Source organism: Filifactor sp., assembly GCF_057248345.1.
In genome coordinates this window covers 15623-28141 of the sequence record NZ_DBHIIC010000002.1, presented here as the reverse complement: position 1 = coordinate 28141, position 12519 = coordinate 15623, and the positions used below count along the sequence as shown (strand labels likewise).

The window sequence follows — 12519 nt, the reverse complement described above, 5'->3', positions numbered from 1 at the left end:
TAAAGAGATAGGAAATAGTATTATAAGATAGCTCTTTTGATAGCAAAGAATCAAAATTTTGTCCTAACAAAACATTCTAAGAAAAGTGTTGAAATAACATATTATGTGATTATAAAATAAGGTTTATCTTTTGATACAGTGTGTAACTGCGTTTTGGATTGGATGCAACGATACCTATCATAGACTTAGAGTGGGTGTGTTATCATTTTGTAAGATTCAAAAACAGTTTATTCTATTGTGACAAAATGTTCTTAGAAAAGTGAAATAAACTAGAGAATCAGGAGCAAATGTCGTATAATAAGACAAGAGAAATAATCTAAGAATCAACTGAATAGTAGTCAGAGAAGAGAGAAGGATGATAATGGTCAGTGTCATTGTTGTTGCGGCAGGAAAAGGAAGTCGTATGAAGTCTTCTGTCAATAAACAGTTTATGAAACTGAAAGGAAAGGCTGTTTTGCAACACACGATAGAAACTTTTTTGGAAGTAGAAGAAATTGATGAAATGGTAGTAGTGCTTTCTAAGGAAGACGTTGCACTCTTTCAATCATTGGATTTTTCAGGCAAAGAGAAAGTTAAGATTGCGTTTGGAGGAAGGGAACGCTATTTTTCCGTTCGCAACGGATTGGAACAAGTACGAGCAGATGCCGATGTGATTTTGGTACATGACGGAGCAAGACCTTTTGTTACCAAAGAGGAAATCAAGTCCGTTATTTCTTGTGCAAAACGAGATGGAGCGTGCATTTTGGCTATGAAAGTAAAGGATACTATCAAAGAGGTTGATGGTGAGGTTGTTGTAAACACACCGAAACGGGATCGTCTTTATGCCGTACAGACTCCTCAGGGGTTTCGAGGAGAGATTTTAAGAGAAGTTTATGCAATGGATTTTACAATGTTTGGTGATTGGGTTCCCACAGATGATGCTTCTCTTGTAGAAAGACAAGGATATCCAATCAAAATAACAGAAGGAAGTTCAAATAATATTAAAATTACAACACCGATTGATTTTTTGTTGGGAGAGTTGATACTGGAACAGGAGGGATTGATTTGAGAATAGGAATAGGATATGATGTCCATCAGCTTGTTGAGGGAAGAAAATTGATTGTCGGAGGAGTTGAGATTCCTCATGAGAAAGGGTTACTTGGACATTCCGATGCGGATGTATTGGTGCATGCGATTATGGATGCGATTTTGGGTGCATTGGGAGAGGGAGATATCGGACGACATTTTCCGGATTCTTCTGAGGAATTTAAGGATGCAGACAGTATGATGTTGTTGGCAAAGGTATATGAATATATGGAAAAAAAAGGATATCGAATCGGAAATGTAGATGCAGTTATCATTGCGCAAAGACCGAAGATGGCACCGTTTATTGATGAAATGAACACAAAAATTGCCTCTGTTTTACATACGCAGAAGGAGAAAGTGAATATTAAGGCGACTACAACGGAAAAACTGGGGCCTGAAGGCCGAGAGGAAGGAATCACTTCTCAGTCAGTTGTTCTTTTGGAAGAAGTATGATATACTACCTAATTGATTTAACAGCTAAGTTGAAAGAACCCATTAGACACGAATCAAGAGAAGTAAAGTGAATGATATAGATTTTTATAATAGATATTTTGTAAAACATAAAAACAAGGGGGATATTATGACACGAGTACGATTTGCACCATCTCCTACAGGATTTGTGCATATAGGAAGTTTGAGAACAGCATTGTATAATTATTTATACGCAAAAAAAACAGGTGGTACCTATGTTTTGAGAGTAGAGGATACGGATCAAAGCAGATTGGTGGAAGGTGCTGTAGAAGGAATGCTCAAAGCAATGAAGTGGGCAGGTGTTGTCAATGAAGAAGGAGTTGTTCTTTCAGAAGACGGAAAGGTAACACAAGCAGGAGACTGCGGACCTTATGTTCAATCTGAACGTCTTGACATCTATAAAAAATATATCGATCAATTATTGGAAAGCGGACATGCGTACTATTGTTTCTGTTCCAAAGATCGTTTAGACAAAGTAAGAGAAATTCAACGAGCAGAAAATAAAGTTCCAAGATATGACGGACATTGTAAAGGCTTGACAAAAGAAGAAGTTCAGGCAAAAATTGATGCCGGTGAACCTTATGTGATTCGTTTGAAATTGCCGCCAAACAAAGATATCCATTTCAAAGATATTGTGCGTGGAGATGTCGTAATCAACACAAACGATATGGATGATCAAGTATTGATGAAGTCAGACGGATTTCCTACTTATCACTTTGCAGTAGTAGTAGATGATTATTTGATGGGAATTACACATATTATTCGTGGAGAAGAATGGTTACCGTCTACACCAAAGCACGTATATTTATATGAAGCGTTCGAATGGGAACAACCGACTTATGTTCATCTTCCTAATATATTGAATCACGATCATAAAAAACTATCCAAAAGACAAGGCGATGTTGCAGTAGAAGACTTTAGAAAAAAAGGATATCTTCCTGAGGCTCTAATTAACTACATTGCACTGTTGGGCTGGTCTCCTGAAGATAATCAGGAAGTATTCTCTATGGATGAATTGGAACAGTATTTCAGTTTGGAGAGAGTTTCAAAAAGTGGTGGAGTTTTCGATGTTGCGAAATTGAACTGGTTTAACAATCAATACATTCGTGAAAGAGACATCAATGAATTGGTAGACCTTTCCATTCCTTTCTTAGTGGAACAAGGTTTAATGACAGAAGAAGAGGCGAACTCTAAAAAAGACTGGTTGGCACTTGCAATGGAAACGGTAAGAGAGTCTATGGACTATTTGTCCCAATTCCCTGAAAGAATCAAGTTGTTCATTTCTAAAGAAGTTGAAGTTTGGGAAGGCGAGGCATTAGAGTTTATGAACTTACCTCATATACCGAAATTGTTGGAAGTGTTGGAACAAAAAATCGGACAACAGGAAGAAATCACACCGGATTTTGTATCCGATATGTTCAAAGAAATCAAAAAAGAAGAAGGAATCAAAGGAAAAGAGTTGTTTATGGGAACACGTGTCATCTTGACAGGTCAAAACCATGGACCTGAAATTCCGAAAGTATTGACATTACTTGGAAAAGATAAATTGATGGTGCGTTTGAATCAAGCAAAAGAGTATATTTCAACAGAACAGTAAATAATTTTTTGAATCAATCATAGGTTGAGAGATTTCTTATAATGAATCAATTAAATTCTATAGTTACTGCCCTTCATACAAACAGTATGATGAGTTTAGGACAGTAACTGTAGATTTTTTTTATTTCAGAACCTTCTCAAAGTCCGGTTTTAAAATAAAATTCTGCTTTCACAATCGAATTTTCATTTACAATATGAACAAAGAATAGTAAAATACAAATAAGGTATTAAATAGGTCGAATGTTTTTTAATATATAAACAATAAAAATTTGATATTGGCTTATCAATCACGTGAAAGAAGGAGCCGATGGATTTTGTTTCAAAAAACTTATCAGCCTACAAAAATCGAGTGAAAGAAGTTGTTTTCGTTGTAAATGGGAAGGAGATTACCATGTTGAAAGTAAAAACAGATATTGAAATTGCTCAAGAGGCAAATATGCTCCCTATTTCTGAAATTGCAGAGAAATATGGAATTTTAGAAAATGAATTGGAATATTATGGAAGATATAAATCAAAAATCTCTTTTGATGCGATTGAGAGATGTGAAACAAAACAGGACGGTAAGTTGGTGTTGGTTACTGCAATCAGTCCGACTCCTGCAGGAGAAGGAAAATCCACAACGTCCATTGGTTTGGGACAGGCATTGAATAAAATTGGTAAAAATGCTTACATTGCATTGAGAGAACCTTCTTTGGGACCTGTATTTGGAATCAAAGGAGGAGCTGCCGGCGGTGGATATGCTCAAGTAGTACCGATGGAAGATATCAACTTGCATTTTACTGGAGATATGCATGCCATTACTGCGGCAAATAATTTGCTTTCTGCGGCAATCGACAACCACATTCATCATGGGAATGCTCTTCAAATTGATGCAAGAGAAATCGTGTGGAAGAGAGTATTGGATATGAACGATCGTGCACTTCGAAATACAGTTGTTGCATTGGGAGGAAAGGTTTGCGGTTTTCCAAGAGAAGATTCTTTCATGATTACCGTTGCATCTGAAGTAATGGCAATTCTTTGCTTGGCAAAAGACTTGGAAGATTTGAAAGAACGTCTGGGAAATATTATTGTTGCATACAATTTGCGTGGCGAAGCTGTCACAGCAAGAGATTTACAAGTCAACGGTGCGATGACGGTTCTGTTGAAAGATGCAATTAAACCGAATTTGGTACAAACTTTGGAAAATACACCTGTATTGGTTCACGGTGGACCTTTTGCAAACATTGCACATGGTTGTAACTCTTTGATTGCAACAAAATTAGCTTTAAAACTGGGAGATATCGTAGTGACAGAGGCAGGATTCGGCGCAGATTTGGGAGCAGAAAAGTTCTTAGATATCAAATGTCGTGTCGGAGGATTACATCCGAATGCAGTTGTAATTGTTGCAACCGTTCGTGCTCTTAAAATGCATGGGGGAGTAGCAAAGAACAATCTGTCTGATGAAAATGTTGAAGCAGTAAAATTAGGTTTTGTAAACTTAAAAAGACAAATTGAAAACATCAAGAAATTTGGAGTGCCGGTAATGGTAGCTATCAACAAATTTATTTCAGATACAGATACAGAAATTAAAGCTCTGTTGGGATTATGTCAAGAGATGGGTGTGGTTTGCACATTGAATGAGTGCTGGGAAAAAGGTGGAGAAGGCGGAATTGAAATGGCAAATGCGCTGGTACAGCTATTAGAACAGGAAGAAAGTGCATATCATCCAATTTACGAAGTAGAAGATAGTATTGAGAACAAAATCAATACGATTGTAAGAGAAATCTATGGTGGAACAGGCGCTGTTATTGAGCCGAAAGCACAAAAACAAATTGCAAAAATCAATGAACTGGGATTATCTCATTTGCCAATCTGTATGGCCAAAACGCAATACTCTTTTACAGATGATCCAAGCGTAATGGGAGCGCCAAGCGATTTTAATATTACCATAAAGGATGTAAGAGTCTGTGCTGGAGCCGGATTTATTGTTTGTCAAACAAGCAATATTATGGTTATGCCGGGATTGCCGAAAGAGCCTGCAGCAAATAAAATTGATATTGACAAACGTGGTGTCATCACAGGATTATTTTAGATAGTAGATAGATGATACTAGGTTCTTTCTAGTGATGAAACAAGAAATCGAAGAAAGAAACAAGAAATGCGAAATGTTACTGTTTGATAAAAACTGATGATAGAATCAATTGTTCCATTCCATAACCACCTTACAGAAAAAAATTACCAATAAAATTTACTAAGATAAAGCATATTAGCATACAGTAAATGGAAGTGATACCGATGAAAAAGTGAAGAAACGGTTTTGTCGAAGTTTTCTTTGTTTAAGGAATAGGAACATAGTTTTGAGTCATTGTAATAGGAATGGTATTGTTGGTGATAACCGATTAGAAACAAATAATAAGATACAATATAGGATAACAGAGAGAAAAGAGAGATAGTTATGATGTTATTTGACAAAACGATGAAAGAGTTTGTAGAACAGACAGCATCTTCTTCTCCAACACCGGGAGGTGGTAGCGTTGCAGCTTTTGAAGCTGCAAGCGCTGCTGCCTTAATTAGTATGGTAGCAAATTTGACAGTTGGAAAATCCGGATATGAAGAAGTGCAGGAAGAAATGAAGAAAGTGATTGATAAAACAGCAGAGTATCGAACCGAATTTTTGGACTTGATGCATAGAGATGCAAGTTCTTTTGATGAGGCGATGAAGGCGTTTTGTCTTCCAAAAGAAACAGAAGAACAAAAACAATACAGAAGTCAAAAAATTCAAGAAGGATATCAACATGCGACGGTTGTACCGTTTGAAGTTGGGAAAACAGTGTATAAATTGTTCGATTTGGCAGAGATTGTGATTGAGAAAGGAAATCAAAATGCTGTTACAGACGGTTTGATTGCAGTTTTGCAAGCAAGAACAGCACTCTATTCTGCGTTTTATAATGTTAAAATCAATTTATCTCAAATCAAAGACATTGATTTTGTAGAATCTATGCGTAAAGAGATGGTGAAATTGGAGGAACAAGCTGATTGCAGAGAACAAGAAATTAGAGCAAAAGTGTCATTTTTATAAATTTAAGTAGAATCTCCATAATACCTTTAAGGTTGTAATTTGAATGTTTCAGTAAAAAATATAACATATCAGTTTCATGATAAGTCAATTTTTGATATGATAGAAGATAGGAAGAACAACAGAATGGTCAAAGAAGTTTGACAGATGTTTTACGATACAGTAAAATGACAAATACTTCAAACTTTTGCTCAATGAGATGCAAATAATCAATCGAAAGAATAATATTCTTTCGATAACAAGACTGTTTCTTGGAACTTTGAGTAAGAGAGGAGGGAAAGAATACTATGAGGTTCAAGTAGAGCCTTTTATGTTAGATGTACTGTTGTTTCTTTTGACATAACAATCAAATTGAGAAATAGAGAGGGAATTGATATGGCAGAATATACTGCGTTTGATATATTGGGACCTATTATGATAGGACCTTCAAGTTCTCATACAGCTGGGGCTTGTCGAATTGCAAATATTGCAAGAAAGATATGCGGTTCAGACTTCGTATCGGTAGAATTTTTTTTACATGGTTCTTTTGCATATACTTATAAGGGACATGGGACGGATTGTGCTCTCATTGGTGGAATGTTGGGATACGAAACTGACGACAGTCGAATTCGAACTGCGTTTGAGGATGCAGAAAAAAAGAATATGAAGTATCAGTTTCATAAGATTGATTTGGGAGAAGAGTATCATCCCAATACTGTAAAAATTTTGTTTCATTTCGAGGATCGTGAAGATGAGTATGTGATTGGATCTTCTGTTGGTGGGGGAGCAATGGTTATAGTCAATATCAACGGAATCAAGGTGGAGTATCGTGGAGGGTATCCTACCATTTTGTTACAGTATAATGAACAAAAAGGTGTGATTGCGTCGGTATCGACTATTCTTTTGGAAAATAACTACAATATCGAGACCATTATGACACATAAGAACACCTTGACCAATGTTGTTACTTTGACAGTTGAGGTAGATTCTAAAATTACAGATATGGTAAAAGAACAGATTGGTAAGACGAATCGATTTTTAACACAGAAGTATGTGGAGGTGTAGGCATTGTTAAATACAGCGAAAGAAATTATAGAAGTTTGCAAAAAGAGAAAATGTCATATCTACGACTTAGTGTTGGAAGAGGAGATTCAAACTTCCAAAAAAACGGAAGAAGAGATTCGATTACACTTGAATAAAGCGTTTGAAGTAATGAATCAATCCGCAACCGAAAATTTGGAAAAAGCAGATAGGACAGAGTTTCGAATGATAGACGGATTTGCTGAGAAATGTCATACCTATGCAAAGACAAAAGATCCTATTGTGGGAAGTTTTTTGATGGATGCGATGGCAATGGCGTTTTCAACAGGTGAAGTGAATAGTACGATGGGTAAGATTATTGCAGCGCCTACTGCAGGATCCTCCGGAATTTTGCCGGCTTTGATGGTATCGGCAAAACAACGATATCAGCTTGATGAAAGAACAATCCAAAATGGTTTTTTGACTTCTATTGGAATTGGACAAATTGTCGGGAAATATGCTACTTTTTCAGGAGCGGAAGGTGGATGTCAAGCAGAATGTGGTTCTGCATCTGCAATGGCTGCCGCGGCATTGGTGGAGATGCTTGGAGGAACACCAACTCAAGTGTTGAATGCTGCGAGTATTACGATTATCAATGTGCTCGGTTTGGTGTGTGATCCGATTGCGGGTTTAGTACAGTATCCTTGTACGTTTAGAAATGCATCCGGTGTGATGAATGCAATGATCGCAGCAGATATTGCATTGGCAGGCGTTACTTCTTTTGTACCGTTTGAAGAAGTTGTGCAAGCAATGGGAGAAGTAGGGAACTCTTTGGATGAATCCTTGAGAGAAACCGGACTCGGTGGACTTGCAGGAACTAAGACAGGTGTACGCATCCGTAAAAAGTTTTTAGGAAAATAACAGTTTGGCAAAAAGAAAGAATAAGACGGATAGTATGAATATCAAATTGGATTTTTGATAATTATTCCGTTTATAAAGAAAGATATTTTGCAGAGAAAGTTCTGTGAAATATCTTTTTTTATTAAAAAATCAAATTGCTCAGCTGATAGGTTAAACTGTCAAAATTCCTATCATGAGTATTCCGTTTCATTTTATGATACAAAACTCAGATTGAAAGAACGATAAGAATTGTCACTTTGATAAGGTAGGGTCTTTATTCTTTCCATGCTCTTTTTCATGATGAATGGATAGAGTAAAATAGTGGTTGAGAGAGTGTTATTTTGAGTTTTGCAGTACTATACAGTAGAACCCGATTATGATGAGGGTAGGAAATGAGGATAACTTTGAAAAGAAAAAACTGTCCGGGTAAGAAGGACAGTTTTTTCTTTTATGATATTAGGGTTTCTATCGGAAACCGGTTTTAAAGGTTATTGTAATACGATTAAACGTGTTGCTTTTATTGCGTCAGTATTAGCTGTTACAGGAACATTATCCGGCCATACCAAGCATGTGGAGTTTGCTTTGATTGTAGTAGGGTCAACTTGTGATCCGTCTGCATAAGCTGTAATATTTGTTGCATCAATATTTGTTAAATCCCATTTTTCATCCATGCTATCTGTTAAGAATAGACCGGCATCTGTTTTTTCAACAGAGGTAACACCAATGTATTTAGGTGGAGTCATTGCTCCGATATTGGTAGCAATTACATAAGCGAAAGTTTGAGGAGGTTCGCTGGTTGTAAATGCGATGGATACCCATGCGTAGATTTCGTCACCTTCTTTTAAATCATCTATAGAGACTTTCGCACCTGTTTCAGCATTGATAAATGCTGTTGAGTCAGCAGAAGTGTTCAAAGCCATTTTGTTAAGGTTAGAGTCCCCTTCTCCTGCCGGCAAATTCTTATCTTCGATTAGAATTTGACCGGATTCTTTGTCAACAGAAATCACTTTGCCTAACTGCAATAAGGATTGTCCGGCAATTTCATCATCTGTGTTAGCTGCTCCATCGGTAGCATTTTGTTCTGTGGCATTTGGATCGGTTGTATTGTTATCTTCGGTGCTTTGAGAGTTGCAGGCAACCAAAGAGATTGACAGTAATCCAATTCCTAACAATGCTGCTAATTTCCTTTTCATAACAAACATCCTTTCTTTGATTTTATTTAAGATTTTAAGATAATGTGTAATCTGATGTTCCCTTCTGATTTCCTGTGAAATGTTACTTGGAAAAAGGAAAGTAGTACAATAGTACCGATATTTTTCAACAGGAAAAAAGCAAGTTTCATCTTTACTTAAACGTTAACACATCAGTTTTTAGATTTCAATATAAGTGACAAGACTGTAAAGTTTTTGCTATTACATTGTTACTGTTTTGGCACACTTTTAACACAATTTCATTATTGTAAATAATTAAAAACATAAAATTGACAATAAGAAAAAATTGTGCTATTACTATTAGGGTAATATCAAATAAGATGATTTTATTTCATAATATAAGGAAGTAACTTCACTTTAGTACCATAAATTGAAAGGAAAGAGGAGAAAATCATGGAACAATTAAACAGACAAACTGCAGTGAGAGATATGACTCTTTGTGCAATGTTTACGGCATTGATTATTGTAGGAGCGTTTATTCGTATTCCCATACCTTATGTACCGTTTACATTACAGTTGTTATTTACTATGTTGGCAGGGCTTTTGCTGGGAAAGAAATTAGGGACAATGAGTGTACTTCTTTACATAGTCCTAGGTTTGATAGGAGTTCCGGTATTTACTGAAGGCGGAGGGTTGATGTATATCTTCAAACCGAGTTTCGGTTATATCATCGGTTTTGCAGTAGGTGCTTATTTGACGGGAAAAATTGCACATGAAGTTAAAAATCCTTCTTTCAAAAGATTGTTATGGGCAAATATCGTGGGATTGATTGCAGTATACGGATTTGGAATGATATACTGCTATGTTATTATGAACTATTACTTAGAGGTAGGAATGACTCTTTGGAATTTGATTTTGTACTGTTTTCTGTTGATAGTACCCGGAGATTTGTTCTTATGCGTTGTTGCGGCAATTTTGATGAAACGGTTGTTACCTGTTCTTCATCAATATCGATAAAAAACAATCTATTTGGTTGTTTGTTATGATGGTGTTCTGTATAGAACCTCAATCACACAAAAAAGGGGGATGTTCGTATGAGCAAAGGTATTTTTGTGACAGGAACCGGAACAGATGTTGGTAAGACTTATGTAACGGCATTGCTTGCAAAAAAAATGCGAGAGTATGGTTACGATGTAGGCTATTACAAAGCGGCGTTGAGCGGAGCAAACAGTATTGCAGAGAGTGATGCGGGATATGTCAACAGAGTTGCGCGTATCAATCAAGAGGAGAGTACACTGTTGTCCTATCTTTATCATGATGCAGTATCACCACATTTGGCTTCAAAGTGGGAAAATCATCCTGTGGAAATGGAAGTTGTGAAAAAAGGATATGAGACTGTTTGTAACAGGTATCCTTATGTTATGGTAGAGGGAAGCGGTGGAATTATCTGTCCGATACGATATGATAAAAAAGAGAAGATATTTTTGAAAGACATCATCAAAATATTAGACTTACCGTCTGTTATTGTAGCGAACGCAGGACTTGGAACCATCAATGCTACCGTGCTTACCGTAGAGTATATGAGAGCAAGAAACATAGAGATAAAAGGGATTATCCTAAACTTCTATACAGGAAGTGCAATGGAACAAGATAATATTACGATGATTGAAGAAATGACAAATATTCCGGTACTTGCTACATTGAAGCAGGGAATGACAGATTTGGAAATCAGCAAGAAACAAATTGCAACATTATGGGGGAATGAGCAATGAAATCAATGGCAGATTGGCAAAAAGAAGATGTGAAATATATTTGGCATCCATGTTCACAGATGAAAGACTATGAAGAATTACCACCGATTATTATCGAAAAAGGAGATGGCATTCATCTGTACGATATGGATGGGAAAGAGTACTTAGATGTGGTGAGTTCTTGGTGGTGCAATCTTCTGGGACATTGTAATCCAAAGATTACAGAAGGAATCAAGGCGCAGTTGGACCAATTGGAACATGTTATTTTTGCAAATTTTTCTCATCAACCGGCAATTAGATTGTGTCAGAGGTTATCCAAAATCATTCCTGAGGGACTGACTAAATTCAATTTTTCAGATAACGGTTCAGCAGCAGTGGAATGTTCTCTGAAAATGGCATTTCAATATCATTATCAAGAAGGACATCACAGAACAAAGTTTATGTGTTTATCTGACGGATATCATGGTGAAACAATTGGAGCACTTTCGGTTGGAACATTGGATTTGTATGCAAAAATCTATCAACCGATGCTGATGGATGCGATTCGAATCGATGCACCCGATTGTTATCGTTGTCCTTATGGAAAGTGCAGAGATCATTGTCATGTAGATTGCTTTGAAAAGGCGGAACAGGAATTTGAGAAATATGGAAAAGAAACTTGTGCGATGATTGTAGAACCGTTGTTACAAGGAAGTGCCGGAATGAGAATGTATCCACCTGAGTATTTGAAAAAACTTAGAGCATTATGTGATGAATACGGGGTTTTGTTGATTGCCGATGAAATAGCAACGGGATTTGGGAGAACAGGAAAGATGTTTGCTTGTGACCATGCCGGAATCAGTCCTGATATCATGTGTATTTCCAAAGGGTTGACAGGTGGATATATGCCGATGGCAATTACTATTACAACAGAAAAAATCTATCAGGCGTTCTACTCCGACTACAATGAAGGAAAAGCTTTTATGCACAGTCATACTTATAGTGGAAATCCGCTTGGATGTAGTGCAGCGCATGCGGTGCTTGATGTGTTGGAAGAAGATTATATTTTAGAGAGAGCAAATGAAACGGCAAAATACTTGAAAGAACAAATGCACAAACATTTTGAAAATCATAGAAATGTGGGAGAGATACGAACTTTAGGACTCATCAATGCAATGGAGCTTGTGATAGACAAAGAAACCAAAGAAGGATTCGATTCCAAAGAGAGAGTAGGGTATCAAATTTATAAAGAAGCTCTAAAAGAAGGATTGATTCTTCGTCCACTTGGAAATGTACTCTATTTCAATCCTCCACTTACCATTACCAAAGAAGAAATTGATGTAGCGATTGCACGAACGGAACTTGCAATGAATAAAATATTGGGCTAAATAGAATTAGTACCGAAAAATGAGTAGAGACTATCTTTAAGTATAGCGTTCTTCACCGGTTAGGGATTATGATAGACTGTCAGTTTATTGATTTTCATAATAAGTGAGATATCAGTTAAGATGAATAGTTGACAATAGTTTTAAATACTGATACAAAAACGACC

General features: G+C 36.6%; 11 protein-coding genes. 10 read left to right on the top strand and 1 reads right to left on the bottom strand.

All coding sequences use genetic code 11. The annotated features are described in order from the left end of the window. The first annotated feature begins 355 nt into the window (after window positions 1-355). The 7 genes from ispD (at window position 356) to sdaAA (ending at window position 8107) form a co-directional block, all read left to right on the top strand. The gene (ispD, locus tag ACO5GE_RS00605) at window positions 356-1048 is read left to right on the top strand and encodes a 2-C-methyl-D-erythritol 4-phosphate cytidylyltransferase (protein WP_484828980.1); all 693 of its coding nucleotides are present in this window, start codon (window positions 356-358) and stop codon (window positions 1046-1048) included. Beyond that, the gene (gene ispF, locus ACO5GE_RS00600) at window positions 1045-1518 is read left to right on the top strand and encodes a 2-C-methyl-D-erythritol 2,4-cyclodiphosphate synthase (protein ID WP_484828979.1); all 474 of its coding nucleotides are present in this window, start codon (window positions 1045-1047) and stop codon (window positions 1516-1518) included. Before ispD ends, ispF begins: the two co-directional genes overlap by 4 nt. A 124-nt stretch (window positions 1519-1642) precedes the next feature. Further along, window positions 1643-3133, top strand: coding sequence for a glutamate--tRNA ligase (gene gltX / locus ACO5GE_RS00595; RefSeq protein ID WP_484829039.1), 1491 nt, complete (start codon window positions 1643-1645; stop codon window positions 3131-3133). 390 nt (window positions 3134-3523) lie between these two features. Further along, window positions 3524-5203 carry a formate--tetrahydrofolate ligase gene (locus ACO5GE_RS00590; RefSeq protein WP_484829038.1) on the top strand — a complete coding sequence of 560 codons (1680 nt, stop codon included), beginning with the start codon at window positions 3524-3526 and terminating at the stop codon, window positions 5201-5203. A gap of 363 nt (window positions 5204-5566) precedes the next feature. Then, window positions 5567-6190, top strand: a complete 624-nt coding sequence (locus tag ACO5GE_RS00585; RefSeq protein WP_484828978.1) for a cyclodeaminase/cyclohydrolase family protein — start codon at window positions 5567-5569, stop codon at window positions 6188-6190. A 372-nt stretch (window positions 6191-6562) separates the two neighbouring features. Continuing rightward, entirely contained in the window at window positions 6563-7231 is a 669-nt protein-coding gene (sdaAB, locus tag ACO5GE_RS00580; protein ID WP_484828977.1) for an L-serine ammonia-lyase, iron-sulfur-dependent subunit beta, read from the top strand. A gap of 3 nt (window positions 7232-7234) precedes the next feature. Continuing rightward, entirely contained in the window at window positions 7235-8107 is an 873-nt protein-coding gene (gene sdaAA, locus ACO5GE_RS00575) for an L-serine ammonia-lyase, iron-sulfur-dependent, subunit alpha (protein WP_484828976.1), read from the top strand. Between the two features lie 467 nt (window positions 8108-8574). Here sdaAA and ACO5GE_RS00570 read toward each other — a convergent pair whose 3' ends face one another. Next, the gene (locus tag ACO5GE_RS00570; RefSeq protein WP_484828975.1) at window positions 8575-9279 is read right to left on the bottom strand and encodes a hypothetical protein; all 705 of its coding nucleotides are present in this window, start codon (window positions 9277-9279) and stop codon (window positions 8575-8577) included. A gap of 411 nt (window positions 9280-9690) precedes the next feature. Between ACO5GE_RS00570 and ACO5GE_RS00565 the strand changes: the two genes are divergently transcribed. The 3 genes from ACO5GE_RS00565 to bioA all read left to right on the top strand — a co-directional run bounded on the left by ACO5GE_RS00565 (window position 9691) and on the right by bioA (window position 12355). Further along, window positions 9691-10254, top strand: a complete 564-nt coding sequence (locus ACO5GE_RS00565) for a biotin transporter BioY (RefSeq protein WP_484828974.1) — start codon at window positions 9691-9693, stop codon at window positions 10252-10254. A 77-nt stretch (window positions 10255-10331) separates the two neighbouring features. Continuing rightward, window positions 10332-11009, top strand: a complete 678-nt coding sequence (gene bioD, locus ACO5GE_RS00560) for a dethiobiotin synthase (RefSeq protein ID WP_484828973.1) — start codon at window positions 10332-10334, stop codon at window positions 11007-11009. Beyond that, the gene (gene bioA / locus ACO5GE_RS00555) at window positions 11006-12355 is read left to right on the top strand and encodes an adenosylmethionine--8-amino-7-oxononanoate transaminase (protein ID WP_484828972.1); all 1350 of its coding nucleotides are present in this window, start codon (window positions 11006-11008) and stop codon (window positions 12353-12355) included. Before bioD ends, bioA begins: the two co-directional genes overlap by 4 nt. The last annotated feature ends 164 nt before the right edge of the window (window positions 12356-12519 follow it).